Origin of the sequence: Cohnella endophytica (genome assembly GCF_003628305.1) — a bacterium.
GTDB lineage: Bacteria > Bacillota > Bacilli > Paenibacillales > Paenibacillaceae > Cohnella > Cohnella endophytica.
In genome coordinates, this window is the sequence record NZ_RBZM01000005.1 from 159,651 (window position 1) to 185,859 (window position 26,209).

Here is a 26,209-nt window from a genome sequence, read left to right on the forward strand (position 1 = left end):
AGTACGCTTTAGTATAGTTCTTACGCGGAAAGTCCGACTTCGTTATAATGGGCTTGAAACGGAACGCGCAAAGAACTTTATTAGGAGGTACTCGATCATGAGCCAAACGATCCCTTTGAATAAACACGGCTTCTCCGCCAGCCAGCTCGTTCTGGGCTGCATGGGTCTTGGAGGCGGCTGGAATTCCAATCCCTTGACGAAGGAAGACATTAAGCAAGCCCACGACGCGATAGACGCGGCGATGTCGATCGGCATCAATATGTTCGATCATGCCAACATTTACGGGTTCGGCAAATCGGAGAAAGTATTCGGAGAGGTGCTGAAGGAACGTCCCGAGCTTCGCGACAAGATTCTGATTCAATCCAAGTGCGGCATTCGACTTGGAACCGAGGATTATCCGCGGACGCGTTTCGATTTCTCCAAGGAGCATATCGTGTCCAGCGTAGACGGTATTCTTTCCCGTCTGGGCGTCGAGAAAATCGAAGTCTTGCTGCTGCATCGCCCGGATCCGCTCGCCGAGCCGGAAGAAGTAGCGGAAGCGTTCGGACTTCTGAAATCCTCAGGCAAAGTCGGAAGCCTAGGCGTCTCCAATATGAGTGCCGCGCAAATGAATCTGCTGCAAGCTAGCTTGGACGAGCCGTTAGTGGCGAATCAGTTGGAAATGAGCTTGCTCAAGCTGGATTGGCTGGATTCGGTCGTTCACGTCAATCAAGAAGCGGGCAAGTTGAGTAGCTTCCCGGAAGGGACGATCGAATACTGCAGGTTGAACAACGTGCAGCTCCAATCATGGGCTCCGTTGGCCAAGGGCTTATATAGCGGCAAGGATATTTCGAACGAGAGCCAAGCGGTTCAAGAGACTGCGGCCATGGTCGCCAAGTTGGCGGAAGAGAAGGAAGCGACGAAGGAAGCGATCGTGCTTGCGTTCCTAATGCGACATCCTGCCCGTATCCAACCGGTCATCGGCACGGCCAATCCGCAGCGGATCGTCGCGTGCGGCGATGCCGCCAAAGTCGTACTGACCCGCGAGGAGTGGTACCATCTCTACATTACTTCCCGCGGACGCATGATGCCTTAAGGCAACGAACGTATGAATCGCTTGTGGCCTTGATTCAGAGGAAATCATATAAATGCGTAGAAACGGGCCTTCTTCGATGAAGATGGCTCGTTTCTTTATTGCCGGATTGGATGTAAAATGTAAGAGTACCCAAAATGGAACAATGAGGTGTTGGATATGGAATTGATCGTTACGCCTTCCGCGCTGTCTTGCTTCAAAGGGGAATGGGGAATCGGGGACGGAGAATCCGTTCGGGTATTCGTGCGTTACGTTAGCGGCGGGGAGAAGCCTTTCGCGTTCGGCATTACGAGGGATACTCCGCTGGATGCGGCCGTGACGACGGTCGCGGAATTGATTACCTTCTATATGGAGAGCAAGGACGTGTGGTTTCTGGAAGGCAGAAGCCTAAAAATCGACTGCGAAGGCGAAGATATCGTCTATCGGTTGTCTTAGCGGATGTTTAGAGGTGGCAAAGATAATCGGTTTGATGTAAACTAATAATCATTATGTTTCGACTACGACGCAAGGTTGCTTAAAAAAGGAGAATTCAAGGATATGACGGTACATAGCAAGACGAATCACTGCAAAATCGTGGATTGCACCATCCGCGACGGAGGGCTCGTTAACAATTGGGATTTCAGCGTGGAGTTCGTCCAGGATTTGTACGAATCCTTAAACGCCGCAGGCGTCGAGTACATGGAAATCGGCTATAAGAACTCTCCGAAGCTGCTGAAGAGCGAAGGCACGGAAGGTCCTTGGAGATTCTTGGACGACGACTTCTTGCGCAAAGTTATTAAAGAAAAGAAAAATACGAAGCTCTCCGCCCTAGTCGACGTTGGACGGGTGGATGAAGCGGACGTGCTGCTCCGCAGCGATTCCATGCTGGATCTGATTCGCGTGGCCTGCTATGCTCGCGACACGGCTAAAGCCATCGAACTGGCAACCTTGTTCCACGAGCGCGGTTACGAGACGACGATCAACATTATGGCGCTCTCAGGCGTTATGGACAACGAGTTGAACGAGGCGCTCGCCATGATCAACGAAAGCCCGATCGACGTCGTCTACATCGTGGATTCTTTCGGAAGCTTGGATCCTGACGATATGCGCTTCCTGGTGGAGAAGTTCCGCCGCTCGCTGAAGAACAAACGCCTTGGCGTTCATACCCACAATAATCTTCAGCTTGCGTTCGCCAATACGCTCACGGCCGCTCAACTTGGCGTTGAATTCTTGGATGCATCCGTATACGGAATGGGCCGCGCCGCGGGCAACACGCCTACCGAGCTGCTGCTCGCCAAGCTGACTCGTCCGGAATACAGCCTTCGTCCAGTTCTCGGCATGATCGAGAAGCATATGATCAAGCTTCGCGAGAAAGACGAATGGGGTTATCTGATCCCCGACATGATCACCGGAACGCTCGACGAGCACCCGCGTTCGGCGATGGGATGGCGCGCTTCGGCGAAACGCGATCAATTCACGGAGTTCTACGACAAGATGACGACTCCCGAAGTGTACAACAAACAATAACCGATTCTCATGCAACCTTGAACAAGGAGCTAGCCCTATCGTCCGCGCGACGACGAGGGCTAGCTCCTTGTTTGGTTTGGGCGTTCGTTCGAAAAAGCTCGACAAAAACCGCTATATAAGCTATTGTTTTGTAAAATGATGGTATTTTATGGAGGAGAAGTCAGGATGGATAATCGCAATCGATTGCTTGTCCGCTTGATGAAACGCAAGAGCCTACCTTCACTCGTGCCGGATTATATTTGGCATCCCGGGGTGGACGAGGAGATTGCCGCGCTCTCGGAATCGGAAATGGCGAATGATCGCCCGGATGGTTGGTCGTCCGCCAGAGCTTGGAAAGCGGCGCTTCACCTATGGAACGACAGCTTAGCCGCCGCGCACCGTATCGTCGAGCCCATGAATAGCCCGACGAGCGCCGCGCTTCATGGCATCGTGCACAGACGCGAAGGAGATTTCGGCAACGCCAAGATTTGGTTTCGAATGGCGGGAGACCACCCCGCGTTCCATGGACTTCAATCTAGGGCGGCAAGCTTTCTCCGGCAGCAGCGGAACCCTCCAGGCCCGTTGAATAAAGTGTTCGGACAGATTGTCGCTCAGGGTAGTTGGAACCCTTATTTGTTCATCGAAGCGATCGCCATTCAGACGAATCACATCGGCGAGGAGTATACGCGGAACTTGCTCGAATGGCTGCAGCAATTGGAACTGGAAGCGTTCATGCGTTACCTAGAGGGAAGAATCGCGTTTGAACGGCCACCAGTTGAGTTCGCCGAGTAAGAACGAGAATGCCGGTACGACGAGCGTCATGAAGATCGTCGCGTATAGCAACAGTCCGATGAGTGTGCCGATGCCGATCTGAACGAGCGTGTCCACGCCCGAGAAGCTTAGCGCGCCGAACGTCCCTGCCATAATGACGGCGGCCGAGCCGATGACTCCTCCCGTCGTGCGCATCGCTTTGGCCATGGCGGCCGCGTTATGACCAGGTCTGTATTCTTCCTTGTACCTCGCCATTAAGAAGATGCTGTAATCGACCCCAAGCGCCACGATTACGAGGAAGACGAAAAACGACACCGTCCAGGAAAGACCCGGGAACCCCAACGCCTTCACGAATACAAACTCCGTAATGCCCATCGTAACGAAGTAATTAATCCCTAGCGAAAGCAAGACATACAGCGGCGCTATGATCGAGCGCAGCATCAAAACCAGAACGGCGAAAATGCCGATTAATACGAGCGCGGCGGTTCGGATAAAATCGACGTAGGAAATCCCGCGGAGCTCGTTATACTTGGCGGACACTCCGGTGACGAATACTTGCGGATCCGTAAGCGCCGTTGCATCCAAGCTATCGCGCAGCTGACCTGCGATTACCGGGATCGCGTCCATCGATGCGGCGGAGTATGGATTCGTGCTCAAGATAAGCTCGAACTTCGTCGTATGGCCGTCGGGAGAGATATAATAATCCATGGCCGCTTGACGTTCCGCGGAAATCGGTTTCGTCCCCTCGTTTCTTCCTTCGGGGCCGGAAATGCGCTTGAGTCCTCCAAGTTGCGACAGGACGAGCTTGCTCAATCCGTCTTCCCACAACCGAACGGCGGGAACGATGCCGATCCAGCCATGGCTAAGCGGTACGGCGCCGAGCGCGATCGTCTTGAGACCCTCGATGAGAGTTTGTTGTTCGTTCATGATCGCTTGTACGATGTCTCCGACGTTCGGTGCTTTAAGTTGCCCCGGGACGGTCAACTGTTCCGGCTTGCGGCCTAAGGGCCGAACGGCGCTTCTTACTTCGCTTACCCCTTCGGCGGCGGCAAGCGTAGCGCTTGCTTGCTCCAGCGCGGCAAGACCGGACGAAGAGCGCATCGATAACATCGAAGTGACGACGACGGTAACCGGAAAGGCTTCGCCGATGCCGAACGCTTTCTCCACTTGGCGGAAGCCTTGAACGGAATCCGACTGCGGATTAATCTCCGAGATGTCGTCGAAGGAACGTTTGCCTTGGAAAAGCAGAGACAAGGGCAGAAGAAGGATGAAGGAAGAGAGCAGGACAAGCCCCGATTTCCTCGAACATAATGAAGAGAGCTTCGCCCATACTCGGGATTCTTTTTCGGCATGATCCGGCGAGACTCGTTTATTTCCGGAGATCCAATGACCGAACAGAAGGATCAAAGCAGGCGTTAAGGTTAATGCGGCGGCTACCGTTACGACCATGCCGATAGCGACGCCTACGGCGGAACGGTATAAGCCGAATTCGGCAAAACCGATAAGGACGAAAGCGGCGAATACCGTGCTTGCCGAATACAGAATCGTTCTCGTTACTCCGCTCATGGCTTTGGTTAAGGCGACTGCTCGATTGCCATCGCTTTGCGAACGTAATTCCTCTCGGTATCGCTGAAGCAGGAGAATGCAATAGTCCGTCCCTGCGCCGAACAATACGGCAATGAGGAAAGATTCCGTAAAATGGGATACGGGAACGCCGAATCGAGCCGCGAACCCGATCAAGCCTCTGGATAGGATGAAACTGATTCCGATCGTGACCAAAGGAATGAGCGGAGTGACGGGCGAGCGGAAAACGATCAACAGAATCAGCAACACGATGCCGACGGTTAAAGCCTCCGTGCGGCGAAGTCCGTTTTCCGAGGATTGTTGGAAGTCCTGAGAGAGCATCGCCGTGCCCGTAAGCCGGGCTTGGGCGCCGTTAGGCACGCTTTCGAGCAACTGCTTGATTTTATTAAGCGCGATTTTCGTCTCTTCGTCGAAATCCGCGCGCGGCAGATTGACGACCGCGAGAATCGTCGTGCCGTCATGGCTTCGAAGCCGTTCCGCGAGCTCCGGCTGAGTTGCGGCGGAGAGCACGCTTATGATTTTAAGCTCCTCTTTGTCCGAATCGATTCGTCGAAGCAAGTCGTCCATCCATTCGAGGTCCGCGGTGCTTAACCCTTTATCGCGAGAGAGAACGATAACCGCGTTCGAGAGCGAACGCGAAGAGGGATTGATCCGTTGCATGAGATGCGTCGCTTGCACCGACTCGGCGCTGGCCGGCAGAAACTTCTGTTCGGTGTTGCGTACGATCGCTTGCAAGTCGGGTAAATAGAAGAAGGAGAGGGTAGCCGCCGCGAGCCAGGCGATCACGATCGCCCAGCGCAGCTTGGCTAATCCGCCGATCCAACCTTTCATGATGCGACTCAGCCTCCTGCCTTCGGTTTGATTGCGATAGCCGCTATTCTTGCCCGTACCCTTCCAACTGTCCGTCTCCGCGAATGGCGGCGGCGCGGTGCTGCGGGTTCGGATGGAAAAATCCTTTGCCTTCCAAATGCCGTCCTCCGATCGTCGTCGATTTGACCTCGACTTCGATTTCATGCGATTCCGCGAATCGTTTCAACAGCGCAACGTCGGTCATGCCGTCGATGTCGATATACCATAAGCGCGAGCCGTATTCCGATACGATCATTAGCTTGGCGCGCGAGAAAACGAGATTCCATGTCAACGGGCCCTGAGCGACGCTGAGCTCCGCCAAATCGTAAGTTTCCACTTCTGAACCATTCCTTTCTTACCGATATATTGATTGTAACGCGTATTTCGAAAAGCATGCAAACGGAAGTTGAGAAAGGGGGCGGTTCCATGAACCAATCTGCTATCGACATTCAGCAGCTAGGCGATCGTGCTTTCCTTTTGCGATGGAAGGAGCAGGTCGAATCCTCGACCGTCGCAGGCATGGCGCGGGCACTTGCCGAGCTAATCTTACCTTGGTTGCAAGAGGTGGTCCCGGCTTCGCGGACGATTGCTTTCTATATGAAGTCGGGCGAATACGATATGGGTAAGGCGGCGGAAGAAGCCGTTCGGCTTCTGCAAGGAATAAAGGGCTTGAAGCAGCATCGGCTGAGGCATGTAGAGCTTCCTGTCATCTACGGCGGAGATGCGGGTCCCGATCTTGCCGAGTGCGCCCGAAGAAGCGGGTTGTCGATAGAGCAATTCGTAGACCGTCACGCGGAAACGAGGTACGAGGTCGCGATGATCGGTTTCGCGCCGGGATTCCCTTACTTGAGCGGTTTGCACGATTCGTTGGCTCAGCCGCGGCGCGACACGCCTCGCATGTCGGTGCAGGCAGGCTCGGTCGGAATTGCCGGCAACCGGACGGGCGTGTACTCCGTCTCGTCGCCGGGAGGCTGGCAGATCATCGGCAGAACGCCCGTCCCGTTGTTCAGACCGGAAGCGGAGCGCCCGTTCCTGCTCGCGCAAGGGGACACGGTTAAGTTCATTCCCGTATCGGCGGATGCGGAAATACCGGTCGTTCCGAATGAACCCACGCCTGCGTTCGCACATGACAGCGGTAGCGGAGAGCGGATAAGCAACAGCGCTTTAAGCGTGATCAAGCCGGGACTGTTAACGACGATCCAAGATCTCGGGCGAACGGGATGGCAAGCTTACGGGGTGTCGGTCGGCGGCGCGATGGACGAGACGTCTATGCGCAAAGCCAACCTTCTGTTAGGCAACGAAGAAGCTGCCGCCGTTCTGGAATTGACCTTGATCGGAGGCAGTTATCTCGTCGAAAGCGATATCTTGATCGCGATATGCGGAGCGGATCTGCGCGCAACCGTGGACGGAGCCGGCTTACCGCTAAATAAACCGATATTGTTGCGCGGCGGGACGCGAATCGATTTCGGGTCGGTTTTGACCGGATGTCGGGCTTACGTCGCGATCGCCGGAGGCTTCGACGCGCCGCTAGTGCTAGGAAGCCGCAGTACGGATCCAAGGGCTCGGATAGGCGGAGGCTTCGGCAGAGCTTTGATCGCGGGAGATACGATCGGCGTTATGCCGCTATCTCCTCTTTCCCGCGAACTGATGAAAAAGCTCGGAAGCAAGGCGGACGATAGCGGCCTGCGCTGGAGCGAAACCGATTGGAGCGCGAAAGGTTGGGAGGAAAGTCTTCCATTCGCTGTCCAACCGTTGCGGAAACCGCTCCAACTTACGATTCGGGTGCTCTTGGGCGCGGAATGGGAACAATTCGCTAAGGAGTCGAAGGCAACGCTTTTCGAGGAACCCTTCAAAGTCGATGCTTCTTCGGATCGAATGGGGATGCGATTATCCGGCCATCCGTTAAAACGGGAGTTCGAGGATGAGCTCGAATCGCGCGGCGTCGTGCCGGGAACGATCCAAGTTCCGCCGAGCGGACAACCGATCATTCTGACTGCAGGGTGTCAACCGACGGGCGGATATCCGATCATCGCGCATGTCATTCGCGCGGATATTCCCTTGCTCGCGCAAGCCGCGCCGGGAGACCTGCTTACGTTCGAGTTCGTGGACTTAATAACTGCGGAGCGCGCGTTAAGGCATAGGGAGCGGGATATCGCGATATTAAAGGCCGGGGTGCGGATTCGCGCCCGCGGCTAGGAAAGTGAGGGAGGTACGCAAGGATGATTACGATCGACTTGAACGCGGATATGGGCGAAGGCTTCGGAGCCTACGAATGGGGAGCGGATACGAAGCTTTTGGACGATGTGACCTCTGCGAATATCGCCTGCGGATTCCATGCGGGCGATCCCCATATTATGCGTGCGACGGTAGCGTCTTGCATGGCGAAGAACGTCGCGATCGGAGCCCATCCCGGCTTGCCGGATCGTTTGGGCTTCGGACGCCGCGAGATGAAGGTAACTCCGGAGGAGGCTGCAGACTTCGTGCTCTATCAGGCGGGAGCTCTGCAGGCATTCGTCCGGGCGGCCGGCGGCGAGTTGAGTCATGTCAAGCTGCACGGAGCGCTCTATCATATGGCCGCCGGAAACGATGAGTTGGCTTTATCCATCGCGAACGCCGTCCGTTCTCTAAACCCCGCCTTGTCCATTTATGGGCTGAGCGGAAGTTGCCTGCATGAAGCGGCAAACAAAATCGGCATCCGATTCGTGTCCGAAGGATTCGCGGACCGGGCGTATACGGGCGATGGGAAGCTGCTGCCCAGGAATGTCCCCGGCTCCGTGCTCTCGGATGCGGAGGCGGTTGCCCGCCAAGCGGTATCGCTTGCCTTGGCTGGCCGTTGCGAGACGATATGCCTTCACGGAGACGCGCCCTATGCGGCGGAGCATGCGAAGCGGATCGCGGAGAGCTTGCGCGAATCCGGCGTTGCCATTCATCATCCGACAAGAAAATAGGCGAATAATGTCGAAAGATTGTCGGATTTATTTTCCAAGAAGCAGGAAATGGAAGTTCCGCGTGGAAAGGTTAGAGAGGGATTTAGAGTCTTTCTACCTAGATTAGGTATTTCGTCGGAGGCACTTGAATGTCGATTAATCGCGCCGAATGGAAAACGATGTGGATGGTTATCGCGGCGGCTGCCGTGTTTGGTTGCATACAGTGGGGAAATCAAGAGTTATTCGAAGTATTCGCTCCGATTAATCGTCATGCGGCGCATATCATTCTAGAGTCCTTGGCTTTCTCGATCTGCTTCGCTATTTTAATCCTCGGCTTAATGATATTCGTTCCTACGCTGTGCAGGCAACGACTCACTATGGCCGCCCTGTTCGCGGGGGTTGGATTGCTGGATTTGCTTCACGCGATCAGTTCGGAGGGAATGCCTCTATACGATCCCGCCAGCGAATCAACCCCGAGCATTCTATTCAATTGGATCTCGCAGTTGGTCGGCGCGTTAGGGATTCTTATCGTGTTTTCATTGAATAATTCGATCGTTAAGCGAAGAGCACGGTTATACGCGATTATTCCCGTAGTCGGAATCGTCGCCATCATCGCCATCGTCGTTTTCGAAATCGATGGATGGAACCGATCTGTTATCGATCGCCTGGCACCCGTGCAACAAGTAACGACACTGATTCTTTACGCAATCGCGATCGTCGTCGTTTTCTACCGCCACCGCGTAGAGAGACCGGCTTCGATGCTTACGATCGTTCAAGCGCTAATTTGGCTGTTTTTCTCCAAAATCGAGAGTTCGATGGGATCCGAGATCGGTTCGCTACAAAATTTGTTCGGAGAAGCGTTTAAGCTGATCGGCTATTATTTCTTGCTGCAAGGAATTTATTTCGTTCTGATCGAGGAACCTTACAAGCGGCAAAAGAAAACCGAGGCGCGCATCAACTATTTGGCTTTTCACGATGAACTTACGGGGCTTTCCAACCGGCGCCTATTCGCTGAACGGGTGAAAGCGGAGATGGCGCATTCCGTGCATGCCGGGAACCGGTTTGCGCTGTTATGGCTAGATGTGGATCGCTTCAAAACGATTAACGATTCGATGGGACATTCATTCGGGGATCGCCTGCTAATTTCCGTTTCCGAGAGGCTGACGAAATTCGCGGAGAAACCGGAGAACGTGTTCCGGTTAGGCGGAGACGAATTTGCTTTATTGCTGAGCAACATCGACGAAGTGGCAAAAGCGGAAAAAGCCGCGCAACGCCTCGTCGAGCTGTTCGAATTGCCGATCAAAGTCGGTTTATCCGCTTTCCACATTACGAGCAGCGTAGGCATGGCCCTCTATCCGGATGACGGCAACTCGCTCGATCTCTTGCTGCAGAATGCGGATACGGCGATGTATAGCGCCAAGGAGTCGCGCAATAGCTGGAAGAGATACGAACTGAAGATGAACTTGAAGGCGAAGGAAAAGCTGTTGCTCGAGAACGACTTGCGAATCGCCTTGGAGTTGGGGCAGTTTCATCTCGCTTACCAGCCATTGGTCGATCTGGAGCACGAGCACTTGGTCGGCGCCGAGGCGCTGCTCCGGTGGAGTCATCCCCTGCGCGGAGAAATACCTCCTTCGGAATTCATTCCGCTCTGCGAAGAGAACGGGTTCATTCTTCCGCTCGGAGAATGGGTGCTCCGCCAAGCTTGCAGCCAGATGAAGAGCTGGCAAGCTCAAGGCATTCCTCCGATCGTCATGTCGGTTAATTTATCGATACGCCAATTCCGTCAGCATGACCTATGTCAACGGATTGCCAAAGTGTTGGAAGAGACGGGGTTGGAGTCGCAATGGCTCGAGCTTGAGATTACGGAAAGCATCATGGCGGACGTTACTTTCGCTACGGAAATGTTGGAGCGGTTGAAGGCGCTTGGGGTACGGATCAGCATCGACGACTTCGGAACCGGATACAGCTCTCTCTATTATTTGAAGCGGTTCCCGATCGATAAGCTGAAGATCGACCGCTCGTTCGTGAACGACTTGCTGACCGACCGCAATGACGCGGCGATCGTTTCGGGGATCTCGGAGATGGCCCGTAACCTGAACTTGAAAGTAACGGCCGAAGGAGTCGAGAGCGCCGGCCAGGCCGCGTTCCTGAAGCAATTAAAGTGCCAGGAGGCTCAAGGTTTTTACTACTCCCGTCCCGTGCCTCCGGAACGATTCGTCGCTCTGTTCGATGGGGGCAAGGTAAAGCTGGATCACAAGGAAACGCCCGCATGAGCAAGATTCGGGGGAATAGATAAGCAGCCGCATTTGCGAGTCATCGCATCATGCGGTTTTTTTGTTTCTTGAAAAAATGTATTCTTCGTGAACCGACGTCGTTAAGTTGAACGGGCACTCCCGTTCGGGTACGATAGAATCAAATGTTGTTGCAAACGGCTAGCGCTAGAAGAGAGAGCAGGAGGCAGTCGTCATGAATTTATCGAATCGCATAAGCGCAAAAACTCATAAGAAAATATATCGCTTGGCCATGTTGTTCGCTTTGGGATTGTTCTACCTATTAAGCTCGGCCGGCCAAGCGGATGCGCATGCCGAACTCGTGCAAACCTCGCCGAAAGCGAACGCGAAAATGGAAGCGAGTCCGTCCACGGTCGAGCTTACGTTTAACGAGAGACTGGATAGCGGCGGAACGAAGCTGCAGGTGCTGAACGAATCTTCCCGCGACATCGCGAAAGGCAAGCCGGAGTCGTTAGACGGAGGTAAAACCATTCGCATCGCCTTGCCGAAGCTTGGCGAAGGACATTATACGGTTAGCTATTCCGTCATATCGGCGGATGGGCATCCCGTATCGGGGGCGTACGTCTTCACCGTGGGCAATCCCGCCCCGCTGCCGGACGCGAGCCAATTAGATCCGCATAAGCAGGTCGGACATTCCCACAATCACGGTAGTGCCGGTTTAACCCAACAATCTTTCCTGCTGTACGCTACTAGAATCCTGTATTACGCCGGGTTGCTTGCGGTAGCTGGCCTCGCGCTATGGAGCTTGCGGCGGAAAGTCCCGGAAGTCGTGAGGGAGACTCACAACCGAACGATCGGCTTGGCGGGCAAGTTCGCTTTGATCGCGACGCTTGCGTACGTCGTGTTCGGTCTTCAGGACTTGGCCCAGGGAGAACCCATCTCCGAATGGGGGCGGATATTGACGGAGACGACGATCGGGAAGTTGTATTTGGCGGAAGTCTTGCTTGCCTTGGCCGCGCCGCTGTTGCCGTCGCTAGGTTTCCAAGCTAGATTGTTCTGGGCTGCCGTCGCCTTGTTCATCGAAGCGTGGTCGGGTCATGCCGCGGCGTTCGAACCATTGGTTTATACGGTCGGTTTGGATTTCGTGCATCTTGCCGCCGCTTCGCTCTGGGGCGGAGGATTGATACTGCTGCTTGCGATCTGGTTCAAGGAGCGGCCCGAAGCGGGAAGGTTCGCCGTCGTTTTCTCCAAGTGGGCGTTGATCTCTTTCTTGGCGTTATGGGTAACGGGAATTTTGTCCACGTTAGCCTTCCTGCCGAAGCTGGATTATTTGTTCTATACGCCGTGGGGGGACTGGCTGATCGCCAAAGCCGCGATTTCCGTACTGGTCGCGATCACCGCTTTCTTAATCCGTCTGCGTCTCGGCAAAGGCGAACTCCCTCGCGGATATTTGCTGAAGATCGATGCTGGCTTATTGGCCGCGATCGTGCTTAGCGTCGGGGTGTTGACTTATCAGACGCCCCTTCCATCGAACGAGCCGTTGAATTTCCACCGCATGGGCACGGAAATGCACGTGACGTTAAGGGTTACGCCTAACGCGCCGGGCGATAACGAGTTCAACTTGAAAATATGGTTGCCCGAGAGCGTCGGCGAAGGCGTACCGAAGAAGGTTCAACTTCGCATGCTGCCGCTCGGCAAAAAAGACATGGGTTTCATCGATGTGCCTCTTGAAGCTTACAATGACGAAGAACTCGACGCTTTCCCGGATTATAAGAAATCGACTTATCAGGCGACCGGACCGTTTCTTCCGTTCGCCGGACAATGGGAGATGCAGGTTAGGGTAACGGATGCCGACGACAACGAGCGCGTCGTGGAAACGACATACAGGATCTACTAAGCAATCCACGATTGATGGAGCAAGGAGGAGATACGATGGAGAACCGCAATCAAGGCAGGCGCCTCAAATGGCTCATTCTGTTGATTCCGACGTTAACGATCGGACTATGGGAATACGTACGCCATGCGTTCCTGTTGCCTTATTTGTCGATGGATCTCGGCAACTTCCTCGCTCCGTTTATCGTGCTTGCGGTGACGCTCACCGTGGTAAGAAGCTTGTTCTCGCGTCTCGAACAATCCCAGCGCGAACTTCAACGGGAGAAGGGAGCGAACGCCGCGTTGGAAGAACGGGAACGGCTGGCGAGGGAGCTGCACGACGGAATCTCGCAGTCGTTGTTCTTGCTGGCGGTCAAGCTGGATCAATTGGATGAATTGAAGGTCGAAGGACCGGTAAAATCGTTGGCCGATGGCTTAAGGGAAACGGTTCGGGTCATGCACGAGGACGTGCGGCAGGCGATCGCGAATTTGCGGCAGCCGCCTTCTCCCGCAGCGGCAGCGTGGGTGGTGCCGTTGCGTGAATTGTTAGGGGAAACTGCGGGGATTACGGAAGCGCGGGCGGATTTCAATTGGAGCATTCCGGACGGGAGTTTGTCGGATAAAGAAAAAGTGGAGCTTCACGCCTGCGTTAGAGAGGCGTTGATGAACGTCCGCAAGCATGCGAAAGCGACTCAAGTATTCGTGATCGGCGAAAAGGACGACTTCGGCGGTTTCCGTTGCGCGGTCGAGGACGACGGCATCGGTTTTGCATGCGACCCGTTGGACGCGCCCGGAAGATTCGGGTTGCGTATGGTCAGAGATCGCGCCAAGGGGATCGGTTGGGCTTTCCTGGCGGAGCGCCGGGGGAACCGAACGGTCGTCGAGTTAAGCAAGCGGGGAGGAGGAGCGCAATGAGCGGTAAAGTACGCGTCTTATTGGCGGACGATCATAGGCACGCGCGCGAAGGCATGCGCACGATCGTGTCCGCGATGTCCGATTTCGAAATCGTCGGGGAAGCTTCCAGCGGCGAGGAAGCGATCGAACAATCGGTCCGGCTTATTCCCGATCTCGTTCTCATGGATATCCAGATGCCGGGGATGGGCGGACTGGAAGCGGTGAAATCGATCAAGAACGCGAACCCCGCCGTGAAGATCGTCATGGTTACGGTATCCGACGATGCGGCGCACCTATTCGAAGCACTGAAGAAGGGGGCGCAAGGGTACCTCCTCAAAAACTTGAATCCGTCCGCATGGAGAGATTATTTGCGAGCGGTCGCGCTAGACGAAACGCCGCTTAATCCGGATATCGCGATGTCCATCCTTAGGGAGTTCTCTTCGAGGAAAGCCAACGTCGGGACGGTTGCCAGAGAAAAGGAAAGCGATGGCGAGCTGCTGACTCCCAGGGAAAAGGAGATTTTGCAGGAAGTCGCCCGCGGACAGACGAACCGCGAAGTGGCCGCATCGCTCAACCTGTCCGAGCACACCGTCAAAAATCATCTCAAAAACATTTTGCAGAAACTTCACTTAGATAACCGGGTACAATTAACCCGCTACGCTTACGAACGGGGCATGGTGGAGACGGATTAGGCTTCAAGAGGATGGCGTTCGCGAGATCGTCACAAACCTGGCCCCGATATGACTCTTTCGAGTCATGCGGGCCGGTACGATACGGGCTATACTTGGGAATATCAACTAACCCGTACAGGAAAGGTCGGATTCATTCCCATGAAAAAAAGCATTTCTCTCGTTCTCGTTCTATTATTGACGGTTGCGTTCGCGGGCATTGCCAGCGCGCACGTCACGGTTCAACCGAAGGAAGTACCCGCGGGCTCCTATCAAGTGTTCACGGTTCGCGTTCCGTCCGAGAAAGACGCGGCGACGACTCAGGTGAAGGTCGCGATTCCGGAAGGCGCGGACGTAAGCCGCGTCGAGGCGAAGCCGGGCTGGACGTACGCATTCGAGAAGGGCGCCGGCGATAAAGTCGTCAGCATCACGTGGAAAGCGGACTCGGCGGGAATCGGAGCTACGGAGTTCGCGGAATTCCGGATGCAAGGTAAAGTGGCCGACGATGCGAAGGAACTCGTATGGAAAGCCTATCAGACGTATTCGGACGGCGAAGTCGTCGAATGGACCGGAGCTGCCGACGCCGACAAGCCGGCATCCGTTACGACGGTTACCGCTAAGGTAGCCGGCGATGGCCATGGCCACGGCGTGTCCGCGGCTACAGAGGAAGAGCACGGCGACGAAGGTCGCGATACGCTGACTCTGTCGCTATCGATCGCGGGACTCGCGGCAGGCTTGCTGGCTCTGCTGGTAGTTTTGTTCCGGAAACGGGCATAACGGATACTACAAAACGATCGTTCGGCCTCCATGCCGGACGGTCGTTTTTTTCGATGTATCCCTTCAGCCCTAGATGGACGCAGTGCAACCTGCAAAAAGTACAGTGGGAATTCTTATTTCGGCGAAATGGTACTACCAACCTGCAAATCGTACAGGCGATTTTGGGGAAAAGGTAAAATTAGAGCGAAATAAGCAAATTGACATGTATGAAATGCAGGTTGGGGAGCGAAAAACGGAAACTTCCATAAAAATACCTGCAGTAAATGCAGGCTGGATCAAAGTCCGAGGCTACGAGCAGAAGGTTATCAAGAAGAGTAAGGAATCGTTCCTTCGACTGAATCGGCAAATACCTTCGAAATCGGGCGAATACGCGGCCATTCCGGCTTGCTACTGAGTTTCGCTTGCCCTATAATAGAGGATAAATCAAAATGCATTGATGGAGACAAGTAAGCAGTGCCTTCTTTCAGGGAGGGAACGCCATGGACTGGGAGCGTTCCTAAGAACACAGGCTGCCGAAATTCTCTCCGGAGCAGTCCTCTGAACGTCCGACTTAACCGTCGCGTCAGTAGGGGGAACCGGCTCGCGGCCCGTTACGCCGCATGATGAGGGAATGTCCGGCGCATGAGCGCAAGGGCGTCGGCAAGTCACTTATGCGACGCAACGGCATTCCGATAAAGGGTGGTACCACGGTCTTTTCGTCCCTTACGGGAGAGAAGGCCTTTTTTGTATTTAAACGCGATAAGGAGAGATTGGGTATGAAACAAAGATTAGAAGCGCTTCGGGTCGAGGCGCTGGAGCAATTGCAAGGCGTCGCCGACGCTGCAAGCTTAAACGATCTTCGCGTACAGTACTTAGGCAAGAAAGGGCAGTTGACGGAAATTTTGCGCGGCATGGGCGCGCTTAGTGCCGAAGAGCGTCCCGTAATCGGGCAAGTGGGCAACGAAGTTCGTGCGGCCATCGAGGCCGTCATCGCGGAGAAACAAGAAGGCTTCGATCGCGCGGCAACCGCACATCGTCTGCAAGCGGAGACGATCGACGTTACGTTGCCGGGCAAAGAGGTGGGCACGGGTTCCGTTCATCCGTTGAATAAAGTCGCGCAGGAGATCGAAGATATTTTTATCGGAATGGGCTACACGATCGCGGAAGGACCCGAAGTCGAAACGGATTATTTCAATTTCGAGGCGTTGAACCTGCCGAAGAACCATCCGGCTCGGGATATGCAAGATTCCTTCTATATTACGGACGAGATCCTGCTTCGCACGCACACGTCGCCGGTGCAAATCCGCACGATGAAAGCGATGAACGGCAAGACGCCGGTGAAGGTCATCTGCCCTGGTAAGGTTTATCGCCGCGATGACGACGACGCGACGCATTCGTTCATGTTCCACCAGATCGAGGGGCTCGTGATCGGACCGAACATTCGGATGAGCGATCTTAAAGGTACTTTGTTGCAGTTCGTGCAAGAAATGTACGGCCCGCAAATGCAAATTCGGCTGCGTCCGAGCTTCTTCCCGTTCACGGAACCGAGCGCCGAAGTCGACGTTACTTGCGCCCAATGCGGCGGCAGTGGCTGCCGGATGTGCAAGCACACCGGTTGGATCGAGATTCTCGGCTGCGGCATGGTACATCCGAAGGTGCTCGAGCACGGCGGCTACGACCCGAACGAAGTGACCGGCTTCGCTTTCGGCATGGGCGTGGAGCGGATCGCGCTGTTGAAATACGACATCGACGATATCCGCCATTTCTACGGGAACGATACTAAATTCTTGAATCAATTCGCGAAAATGTGACGACGTCGCACGGCAGAGCTTACACGAACGAAGGGCGACGGGCCCATTACTATGGATAAAATGAGGGGAGTTTCCCATGAACATATCTTATCGGTGGTTATCCGATTATATCGATCTGAGCGGCATTGACGCTCAACAATTGGCGGAAATGATGACGCGCGGAGGAATCGAGATCGACTCCGTTCCTTCCCGCAACGCGGGAGTTAGCGGCGTCGTGGTCGGTTACGTGACCTCGCGCGAGAAGCATCCGGATGCGGATAAGCTAAGCGTCTGCAAAGTAGACGTAGGTACCGGCGAGGAACTGCAAATCGTGTGCGGAGCGGCGAATATCGGTGCCGACATGAAGGTGCCGGTCGCAATGGTCGGCGCCAAGCTCCCCGGCGGACTGGACATTAAGCGGGCAAAGCTTCGCGGCGTGGAGTCGCAAGGCATGATCTGTTCCGCGCGCGAGCTCGGAATCAACGACAAGCTGCTGCCTAAGGAACAACAAGAAGGCATTCTCGTATTGCCTTCGGATACCGAAATCGGGCGCGATATTCTGGACGTCCTTGCCTTGAACGATTCCATTTTGGAATTGGACCTGACGCCTAACCGTTCGGATTGCTTGAGCATGCTTGGAGTGGCTTACGAGGTCGCGGCATTGACCGGTCGTCCTCTGGAGCTTCCGGAGCCGGAGAAAGACATTCATCCGGCCAGCGACGTAACTTCCGACCATGTACGGGTAGGAATTACCGCGGATGAGTTTTGCTCGCTCTATACGGCTCGCTACATCAAAGGAGTCAAGATCGCTCCGGCTCCCCAATGGATACAAAATCGCTTGATCGCCGCCGGAGTTCGCCCGATCAACAACATCGTGGACATCACGAATTATGTCATGCTGGAGTACGGCCAGCCGCTACATGCGTTCGACGCGGCGAAAGTAGCCGGCGGCAAGGTAGATGTCCGCCTTGCTCGCGAAGGCGAAACGCTAGTCACGCTTGACGGTCAAGAACGCAAGCTCGAGCCGCAAATGCTGGTGATCGCGGACGCGGAGAAGGCGATCGCTCTAGCTGGCGTAATGGGCGGTTTGAATTCGGAAGTGTCCGAAGAGACGACGGAAATCTTGTTGGAATCGGCGAAGTTCGATGGAGGCACGGTTCGCCGCACTTCGCGTCAACTGGGCTTGCGGTCCGAAGCTTCGGCGCGTTTCGAGAAGGAAGTCGACGCGGGCCGCGTACGTTCGGCGCTCGATCGCGCGGCCGGGCTGATCGCTCGGTACGCGGGAGGACACGTAACCGAAGGAATCGCGGAGGCGGAAGTTTCTTCGCCGGCGACGGTTCAAGTGGAATTATCGCTCGACCGCGTGAACGGAATGCTCGGGACGGAGCTCTCTTCTTTGGAAGTCAAGACGATCCTCTCCCGTCTGCAATTCCCGGCTGAAGCGAAGGGAGATGGCGCTTGGCTGGTTACGGTACCTTCTCGTCGCGGAGACATTAGCCGCGATGTCGATCTCGTCGAGGAAGTCGCTCGCCTGCATGGCTACGACGAGATTCCGACGACGCTGATCGAAGGACCGACGACGGCGGGCAAGCTGACGAAGTCGCAGGAAATACGCAGAGAACTGCGCCAGATCTTGACGGGCGCGGGCGTGCACGAAGCGGTATGCTACTCCGTAACGTCGGAGAAACGCACCGGATTATTCGGAGAGCTATCGGGCGAAGCGAAACCGATTCCGCTTGCGATGCCGATGAGCGAAGAGCGGAGCGTGCTGCGCACGACTCTATTGCCGAGCTTGATCGAAGCGGCCGCTTATAATCTTACTCGCAAAAATAACGATATCGCGTTGTTCGAGATCGGCAACGTTTACCATACGGACGAGGAGGCTCTAACGCGGTTACCGCAGGAGAAGCCTCGCCTGTCCTTGCTGCTGAGCGGCAACCGCCGCACGGCAAGTTGGAACCGGACGGCCGAAGCCGTCGACTTCTACGACGCGAAAGGTTATTTGGAGAAAGCGTTCGAACGTCTGGGGCTTGCCGGACGGATCTCTTACTTTGCCGCGCAGCCTGAAGGCTTCCATCCCGGACGTACGGCGTCGATCGGGATTCATACGGAACGCGGTACGGAAACGATCGGTTACGTCGGTCAACTGCATCCCGATGTCCAGCGAGAATTCGATCTTCCCGATACCTATGTCGCCGAAATCGAGCTTGCGCCGATCTACGAATACGCGGACCGTCGCATCGAATACCGTACGCTTCCGCGTTATCCGGCTATCGAGAGGGACATTGCGGTCGTGGTCGAACGCAACGTAACAGGCGGCGCTTTGACGGCGGCGATCGAAGCCTCCGCAGGCGAATTGTTGGAGTCCGTGAAAGTATTCGACGTCTATATGGGCGATCGGATTGCGAGCGATAAGAAGAGCATTGCGATAGCGCTCGTCTACCGTCATGCGGAACGTACGTTGACGGACGAGGAAGTTATCGAAACCCATAACCGGGTTTTGACTCAATTGGAACAATCTTTCGGCGCGGAACTTCGTAAATAGCAAAAACTCAGGCAGGAAACGGGCTCAGAGGCAGCGAATACATCAAGACGCCGCTTGGCGGAAGATGGTTCGCTGCTTTTCTATCTTAATTCTCGAATGCGAAAAGCGAACGAATGGACATCAATAAGGTTACATAACAATGAACGCAATGGGAGGATCACGCTGTGAACGCTAACGACAAAACGCGTGTGACCGTTGACATATATGGAACGCAATATACGCTAACGGGCCACACCAGCACGGAGTATATGAAACGGGTAGCCGCACTGGTCAACGAGCAAATGAGTAAAATCAATAGCGGGTCGCCCCGCTTGGATCTGCCGAAGCTAGCGGTGCTAGCCGCGGTCAATATGGGAGAAGAGCTGCTGCGGGTGCGCAGGGAAAGCGAGCAGCTGCTTAAGGAAGAAGTCGGTTACAAGAAACGGATCGAGGAACTCGAAGGGCTTCAAGAGGATACTGTGCAGGAGCTGGCTTCCGTAAGAGCCTCGGCCGAGGAAGAGTTAGCGGCTGTCAAGGCTCGCTCGGAAGAGGAACTCAACTCCGTACAGACTCTTGCGCTTGAGGAAATCGAAACTTTGAAGGCGCAGTCCGAGCAACGCTTGGCATCCGCGAAATCGCTGGCAGCCCAAGAGTTGGCTAAGCTTCAGGACCGGGCAGAAGAGGATCTAGGGCTTGCGCGCGCCCAAGCGACAAAAGAACTAGAGAAAGTTAGGGCGCAGGCAGCGCGGGAGCTGGAAAGCTCGCTCGCGCAATCTGCCGAGGAGCTGTCGAGAACCAAAGCTCAAGCCGCGGAAGAGCTAGGGAAAGCACAGGCGCAAGCAGAAACAATCGCGGAAGAACTGGCGAGAGAACGAGTTCACGCGGCGCAAGAACTAGATCAAGTACGTTTGGAAGCTACTCATGAATTGGAAAGCGTACGTGCTCAGGCTGCCCATGAATTTGAAAACATGCGGGCTCAAGCTGCGCAAGATCTGGAGCTAGCGCAGACGATAGCGGGCGAAGAGCTGGGAAGGGCTCAAGAGCAAGCGGAAGAAGTTGCTCGAGAGCTGGAGCGCGTGCGTACTCAAGCCTCGCTGGATTTGGATAACATGAAGAAGCAGGCTGCACAAGAGTTGGAAGGCGTCCGGCTTCAAGCGGTTCAAGAACGCGAACAGGCTCAAGCGCAGGCAACTCTTGAATTGGAAGAAGCAAAAGCTTTCGCGACGTTGGAGGTTGAGGAAGTTCGAGCGATCGCGGCAGTGGAGCTTGAAGGCGCGAAGGAACATGCCGCGCAACAGTTGCAGTCGGTTCAGGCGCAAGCCGCGCTGGAGCTAGAACAGGCGATCGCAAAGGCCGCGGAGCAGTTAGAGCTGGAGCGTATCGATGCACAGGATCGGCTCGATAGCGCCGGGTCGGACGCGGAGAAGGAACGCGAACAGCTGCAGGCGGAATCCGCTCGCCAGCTTGCGCTCTTGAAAGAACAAGCCGCGAACGAGCTGCAAAGAATCAAGACGGAAGCCAACCAAGCGTACCAGCGGGTGAAATCGCAAGCTGCGCAAGAGCTCGAAGCGGCCAAAGCTCTTAACGAGCAACAGTTAGAGCAAATGCGCATTCAAGCGGTTAGCGAGCTGGAGAACGCCAAGACGGAAACCGCCGAGCTTGTCGATCAATTCGAAGTGGAGCGGGCAGAACTGCTGACTCGGCTATCGGAGCAAGTTAGCGTGCACGTTTCCGAGATTGAGACATTATCGAGCAGGCATGCGGAAGAATTAGAAGCGTATTCCGCCGAATTGGAAACGCTGGCCGCTGAATTACGCGCGGAGAAAGCCGGACGCGCCGAAGATCTAGCATTAGCCGAAAATGCCAGAGCAGACGAAATCCGAGAGCTGGATCTAAAGCGAATCAACGAACTGGAACAGTCGGATCAACGGAGAACGGCAGAACTCAAGTCCATCGTCGAGAAGAAGGATGCAGAAATTCAAGAGATCAAAAACAAAGCGAACTCTGAAACAAACGATATCGAAGCCATTTATTCGGAGGAGCTCGAGCTGGTGAAGTCCGAGCTTGAGACGATTAGTACCGAACGAAACAAGTTGGCGACTCAGGAAATCGAGTGGAAACGGATAACCGGCCAGCTCGAAAGCGACGTGGAGCATTGGGCCAAAGTCGCCGAAGATCAACGCCGAACCGTCATCGAACAGCAGGAAATGCTGCAGGAAGTCGAAGAGCAGACGTCCGAGCGGCAAAGCGCGCTGTCCGCGGCGATCGAGAAAGCCGAGCAAGAGCGCGACGAGCTCGCGCGGCAAATCGGCGAGCGGGATGCATGGGAGAAAGCGTGGAGCGACTCGATGCAAGAAATGCAAGCTCGACTCGCGTCCGCGCAGCAAGATCGGATAGCCGCGGACAATCGCGCGGCGGCGTTGGAAGATCGTATCGCCGAGTTGAGCGATGCGGGCGTGGCATTGCGCGCGGCCGCGGAACGGGCAGAGCGAGAATTGGAGGCTGCGCTCGCGGAAGCGGCGGCAGCACCAGCCCGCGAGGCGGAAGTCGAAGCCGCTTCGCAAGAGGAATTGCGCGAGCTGGCGAAGCGGAGCGAACGTCTAGAATCCGAGCTAGCGGAGTTGAAGCGGGAGCACGATGCGCTGGGCGTTGACTACGCGAAGCTTCAGAACGAGTACAATGAGTGGATCGATTTGCTGGAACACACGTAAGCCATACCGAAGAACGACAAAAAAAGCGGTTCGCCCTTCGCTCATTCGAGCCGGGCGAACCGCTTTGTCGATCATTCGATTAGCTTACGACAAGCTTCGAGATCATTTGCTTGTGGCCGCTGCCGCACATAATGCTGCAGTGGATCTCATACGTGCCCGCAGGCAAAGTGACGACTTTCGATTTATTGCCGCGAATTTCGATGCCCTGTCCGACGATTTCGATTCCGTGAGCGCCTTTGGTGTTGTTAAGCGTCAGCTTAACGGGCGTGTCTTTAGGCATATCGTATTCGGTTTTGTCGAATGCCCATGTCGTCGCGTTGATGACGATTTCCTGCGAAGCCGTTTCCTCGGCGGGCGAGCCGGCCGGACTTTCCGATGCTGTATCGTTCTTGTTGCCGCCGCATGCCGCTAGCGCCAGCACCAATGCTGTTAACGTAAGTAGTAAAGCGAGTTTTCTTTGCATTTCCTTATCCCTCCGGACTTTTGATTTACGGACGCTTCGAATCTCCCGCAAGCGAGATTAGCTCCCGTCAGCCCATATTGTACCATAGGTAAGGTAAGGCGGAACGAGCCAACCGTGGCGGAAAAATGAAATTAACAGCAGCTTCCTTTCAGCGACCCGCCGGCTCTCATTGCCGAAAAAACCAACAGTGGTCTGGAAGAACCTTATTTCGGCGGATTGGGCTCATGCGGAGTAGTTAGTGGTCTGGCAGAACCTTATTCGGCGGATCGTGCTCATGCGGGATAGTTAGTGGTCTGACGGAACCTTATTTCTGCGGATCGTGCTCATGCGGGATAGTTAGTGGTCTGGTAGAACCTTATTTCGGCGGATGGGGCTCATGCGGGATAGTTAGTGGTCTGTCAGAACCTTATTTCGGCGGATGGGGCTCATGCGGGATAGTTAGTGGTCTGCCAGAACCTTATTTCGGCGGATGGGGCTCATGCGGGATAGTTAGTGGTCTGTCAGAACCTTATTTCGGCGGATGGGGCTCATGCGGGATAGTTAGTGGTCTGTCAGAACCTTATTTCGGCGGATGGGGCTCATGCGGGATAGTTAGTGGTCTGACGGAACCTTATTTCTGCGGATCGTGCTCATGCGGGATAGTTAGTGGTCTGGTAGAACCTTAATTCGGCGGATCGTACCAATCAACGCGAAAAACGCGATGACAACCCCTTCCGCGGAACGGAAAAAAGGATATCGTCGCGTTTCTCGCCAGCCAGATCTTTTAGTCCCGTTTAATCCCGGCGGCGGTGCATCGCTTCATAAGGAGTGGATACGGGAATGAACAAGTCGATGATCCCGATTACGAGCGCAGCCATTAGGGCGCCGACTACGGATACGTGAACATGGCCCACTACGAATTGGGCTAACCAGATCACTAGCGCGCTCGATAGGAACCCGACGATGCCGCGGCCGAACGGCGTGACCCTTTTGCCGAAAATCCCTTCGATAACCCACCCCAGAACGGCGATTACGACCGCAAGCATGAGAGCGCTCCAGAAGCCTCCCACGGAGAACTGGGGTACCAACCATCCCACCACCATTAATACGATGGCCGAGACGATAAAGCGAACGACTGTTCCAAGAAAATTCATTTTATCGACCTCCTTATCCGGTAGTGTGCCCTTAGATTTAAACCCGTATGAGTGGAAGGTTTCGCAAGATCAAACGATTCGGCTATAATAGAGGGCGAAGGAGATGAATTCCGCCGTGAACGACAAGGCCTTACATACATTGGAATACGATAAAATCGTGCAGAGGCTGATCGGACTGACTTCGACAAGCTTAGGCAGAGAAGAAGCGGAGAAGCTTTCCCCATCCCGCGAGCTTTCCGTCGTGCAACGCCGACTGGCTGCGACCGATGAAGCTTCGCGTGCGGTCGCGCTGAAAGGCACGGCTCCTTTCGGAGGAATAACGGATATTCGTTCTTCCCTGTATCGGGCGAAGCTGCAAGGCATTCTGCAGCCGCCGGAACTTATGGAAGTTGCCCAATTCATTATGGGTTCCCGCAGGCTTAACCGGTTTATCGCGTTGGCCGGGGAAGAAACCGCATTGCCGCTGCTAGCCGATTTGTGCGAGCCGTTAACGGATTACAAAGCGTTGGAGGACGATATCCGCCGCTGCATCGACGAGCAAGGCGAAGTGCTGGATTCGGCTAGTCCCGAGCTGGCTTCGGTCCGCAGGGATATTCGAATCAACGCGGGCAGGGCGAGGGAGAAGTTAGAAAGCTTAGTCCGATCTTCATCCGTGCAGAAAATGTTGCAGGACGCATTGATCACGATGCGAAACGACAGGTACGTCATTCCCGTAAAACAAGAGTACCGCGCGCATTTCGGGGGGATCGTGCACGATCAATCCGGAAGCGGAGCTACTTTGTTCATCGAGCCGGAAGCGGTCGTGCAGATGAACAACAAGTTGCGGGAACTTAAGATCAAGGAACAGAACGAAGTGGAACGCATTCTTCGCAAGCTGACCGAACAGGTCGGAGAACGCGCCGATTTGTTGACGGGCGACGCGGAACTCCTCGGGATGATCGATTTTATTTTCGCCAAGGCGTCACTGGCTCATGCGCTCCATGCGACGCTTCCGGAAATGAACGACGAAGGCAAACTGCTGCTGCATAAAGCCCGTCACCCCCTCATCGAGTTCAAGCAAGCGGTTCCGATCGACATCGAGCTAGGGGAAACGTACACCTCGATCATCGTGACCGGACCGAACACGGGCGGTAAGACCGTCTCCTTGAAGACGATCGGGCTGCTTAGCCTAATGGCGATGTCCGGTTTATTCATTCCCGCGGAAGACGGAAGCAAGCTGTGCGTATTCGATGGCATCTACGCCGATATCGGCGACGAGCAAAGCATCGAACAAAGCTTAAGCACGTTCTCGAGCCATATGACGAATTTAATCTCGATGCTGAACCAAGTGACGCGCAGAAGCCTCGTCCTGCTCGACGAATTAGGAGCGGGCACGGATCCGGCGGAAGGCTCCGCGCTTGCGATCGCCATACTGGAGCATCTGCAGAAGCTGGGGTGTCGGCTCATCGCGACGACGCATTACAGCGAGTTGAAAGCTTATGCGTACAATCGCGAAGGGATCATCAACGCAAGCATGGAATTCGACGTGGCCACGCTTCGGCCGACTTATCGTTTGCTCGTCGGCGTTCCGGGCCGAAGCAACGCGTTCGCGATCGCGGAACGGTTAGGACTTCCGAAGAGCATTATCGACCATGCCCGCGGAGAGGTAAGCGAAGACGAGCTCAAAGTCGATTCGATGATCGCTTCCTTGGAGCAAGATCGCCTGCAGGCTCAATCCGAACGTCAACTCGCCGAGAGGATGCGCCGGGAAGTGGAGAAATTGCAATCCGATATGGAAGAGGAACGGTTTAAGCTGCAAGAGCAAAAGGCGAAGTTGTTGGAGAACGCGCGAGAGGAAGCGCGGCAAGCGATCTCCAAAGCGAAGCGCGAGGCGGAAGAAATCATTGGGGATCTTCGTCGACTGGCTTTGGAAGAGGGCGCTTCGGTGAAGGAACACAAGTTGATCGAAGCTCGGCGCAGGTTGGAAGACGCCGTGCCGTCGCCTGTCGCGAAGCCGAATCGTTCTTCCGGCGCCAAGCAGGGCAAGATCGAGTCGGGAGATGAAGTGAAAGTGCTCAGTCTGGGCGGCCAGAAGGGGCATGTCGTGGAATTGATCGGCGGCTCCGAAGCGATGGTTCAGCTTGGCATTCTCAAGATGAAAGTAGCTTTAGCGGATCTTGAACCGATGCGAAAGTCCGCATCGAGTAAAGCCCCGATCGCTCAGGCGACGATCGTCAAGCGTTCTCGTGACGAGAACGTTCGCACGGAGTTGGATTTGCGAGGGATGATGCTGGACGAGGCGATCATGGAAGTAGATCGATTCCTAGACGAAGCATTTCTGTCCAACCTCGGCCAAGTGTACATTATCCATGGTAAGGGAACCGGAGCGTTGCGAACGGGAGTTCAGGAATTCCTGCGACGCCATAAGCACGTGAAGAGCTATCGGCTAGGCCAATTCGGGGAAGGCGGCGCGGGGGTATCCGTGGCCGAGCTTCACTAA

At 55.1% G+C, this 26,209-nt stretch carries 19 protein-coding genes; 15 read left to right on the forward strand and 4 right to left on the reverse strand.

The genetic code is table 11. From position 1 onward, the window contains the following. Positions 1–97: 97 nt before the first annotated feature. The 4 genes from D7Z26_RS11075 to D7Z26_RS11090 all read left to right on the forward strand — a co-directional run bounded on the left by D7Z26_RS11075 (position 98) and on the right by D7Z26_RS11090 (position 3,349). Positions 98–1,075, forward strand: a complete 978-nt coding sequence (locus tag D7Z26_RS11075; RefSeq protein ID WP_120976845.1) for an aldo/keto reductase — start codon at positions 98–100, stop codon at positions 1,073–1,075. Between the two features lie 156 nt (positions 1,076–1,231). After that, positions 1,232–1,507, forward strand: a complete 276-nt coding sequence (locus D7Z26_RS11080) for a HesB/YadR/YfhF family protein (protein ID WP_120976847.1) — start codon at positions 1,232–1,234, stop codon at positions 1,505–1,507. A 102-nt stretch (positions 1,508–1,609) separates the two neighbouring features. After that, entirely contained in the window at positions 1,610–2,578 is a 969-nt protein-coding gene (locus tag D7Z26_RS11085; protein ID WP_120976849.1) for an aldolase catalytic domain-containing protein, read from the forward strand. Between the two features lie 165 nt (positions 2,579–2,743). Continuing rightward, positions 2,744–3,349, forward strand: coding sequence for a hypothetical protein (locus D7Z26_RS11090; protein ID WP_120976851.1), 606 nt, complete (start codon positions 2,744–2,746; stop codon positions 3,347–3,349). Here the strand turns inward: D7Z26_RS11090 and D7Z26_RS11095 are convergent. Then, positions 3,299–5,743 (reverse strand): MMPL family transporter, encoded by a 2,445-nt coding sequence (locus D7Z26_RS11095; protein WP_120976853.1) that lies wholly within the window; start codon positions 5,741–5,743, stop codon positions 3,299–3,301. The genes D7Z26_RS11090 and D7Z26_RS11095 overlap by 51 nt on opposite strands. 43 nt (positions 5,744–5,786) lie before the next feature. Further along, a complete protein-coding gene (locus D7Z26_RS11100; RefSeq protein WP_120976855.1) occupies positions 5,787–6,098 on the reverse strand; it encodes a hypothetical protein in 312 nt (103 codons plus the stop codon). Positions 6,099–6,187: 89 nt separating this feature from the next. Here D7Z26_RS11100 and pxpB point away from each other — a divergent pair, with 89 nt between their 5' ends. The 10 genes from pxpB (at position 6,188) to zapA (ending at position 22,134) form a co-directional block, all read left to right on the forward strand. Then, positions 6,188–7,957: a 5-oxoprolinase subunit PxpB gene (gene pxpB, locus D7Z26_RS11105; protein WP_158602266.1), complete on the forward strand. Its 1,770-nt coding sequence runs from the start codon at positions 6,188–6,190 to the stop codon at positions 7,955–7,957. A 23-nt stretch (positions 7,958–7,980) separates the two neighbouring features. Continuing rightward, positions 7,981–8,709: a LamB/YcsF family protein gene (locus tag D7Z26_RS11110; RefSeq protein WP_120976859.1), complete on the forward strand. Its 729-nt coding sequence runs from the start codon at positions 7,981–7,983 to the stop codon at positions 8,707–8,709. A gap of 128 nt (positions 8,710–8,837) precedes the next feature. Further along, the gene (locus D7Z26_RS11115) at positions 8,838–10,961 is read left to right on the forward strand and encodes a putative bifunctional diguanylate cyclase/phosphodiesterase (protein WP_120976861.1); all 2,124 of its coding nucleotides are present in this window, start codon (positions 8,838–8,840) and stop codon (positions 10,959–10,961) included. A 193-nt stretch (positions 10,962–11,154) separates the two neighbouring features. Beyond that, the gene (locus tag D7Z26_RS11120; protein ID WP_120976863.1) at positions 11,155–12,816 is read left to right on the forward strand and encodes a copper resistance CopC/CopD family protein; all 1,662 of its coding nucleotides are present in this window, start codon (positions 11,155–11,157) and stop codon (positions 12,814–12,816) included. Between the two features lie 35 nt (positions 12,817–12,851). Continuing rightward, positions 12,852–13,706 carry a sensor histidine kinase gene (locus tag D7Z26_RS11125; protein WP_120976864.1) on the forward strand — a complete coding sequence of 285 codons (855 nt, stop codon included), beginning with the start codon at positions 12,852–12,854 and terminating at the stop codon, positions 13,704–13,706. Further along, the gene (locus tag D7Z26_RS11130) at positions 13,703–14,377 is read left to right on the forward strand and encodes a response regulator (protein ID WP_120976866.1); all 675 of its coding nucleotides are present in this window, start codon (positions 13,703–13,705) and stop codon (positions 14,375–14,377) included. Before D7Z26_RS11125 ends, D7Z26_RS11130 begins: the two co-directional genes overlap by 4 nt. 138 nt (positions 14,378–14,515) lie before the next feature. After that, positions 14,516–15,130 carry a YcnI family copper-binding membrane protein gene (locus D7Z26_RS11135; RefSeq protein ID WP_120977583.1) on the forward strand — a complete coding sequence of 205 codons (615 nt, stop codon included), beginning with the start codon at positions 14,516–14,518 and terminating at the stop codon, positions 15,128–15,130. Positions 15,131–15,885: 755 nt separating this feature from the next. Then, positions 15,886–16,920 (forward strand): phenylalanine--tRNA ligase subunit alpha, encoded by a 1,035-nt coding sequence (pheS, locus tag D7Z26_RS11145; protein WP_120976869.1) that lies wholly within the window; start codon positions 15,886–15,888, stop codon positions 16,918–16,920. A 76-nt stretch (positions 16,921–16,996) separates the two neighbouring features. Next, a complete protein-coding gene (gene pheT / locus D7Z26_RS11150) occupies positions 16,997–19,444 on the forward strand; it encodes a phenylalanine--tRNA ligase subunit beta (RefSeq protein WP_120976871.1) in 2,448 nt (815 codons plus the stop codon). 164 nt (positions 19,445–19,608) lie between these two features. Further along, positions 19,609–22,134, forward strand: a complete 2,526-nt coding sequence (zapA, locus tag D7Z26_RS11155) for a cell division protein ZapA (protein ID WP_120976873.1) — start codon at positions 19,609–19,611, stop codon at positions 22,132–22,134. Positions 22,135–22,213: 79 nt separating this feature from the next. Here the strand turns inward: zapA and D7Z26_RS11160 are convergent, their stop codons facing one another. Together D7Z26_RS11160 and D7Z26_RS11165 are read right to left on the reverse strand one after the other, a co-directional pair. Beyond that, the gene (locus D7Z26_RS11160) at positions 22,214–22,597 is read right to left on the reverse strand and encodes a cupredoxin domain-containing protein (protein WP_120976875.1); all 384 of its coding nucleotides are present in this window, start codon (positions 22,595–22,597) and stop codon (positions 22,214–22,216) included. Between the two features lie 773 nt (positions 22,598–23,370). Then, complete coding sequence (locus D7Z26_RS11165; RefSeq protein WP_120976876.1) at positions 23,371–23,730, reverse strand: phage holin family protein; 360 nt, start codon at positions 23,728–23,730, stop codon at positions 23,371–23,373. Positions 23,731–23,845: 115 nt separating this feature from the next. Here D7Z26_RS11165 and D7Z26_RS11170 point away from each other — a divergent pair, with 115 nt between their 5' ends. Beyond that, positions 23,846–26,209 (forward strand): endonuclease MutS2, encoded by a 2,364-nt coding sequence (locus tag D7Z26_RS11170; RefSeq protein WP_120977584.1) that lies wholly within the window; start codon positions 23,846–23,848, stop codon positions 26,207–26,209.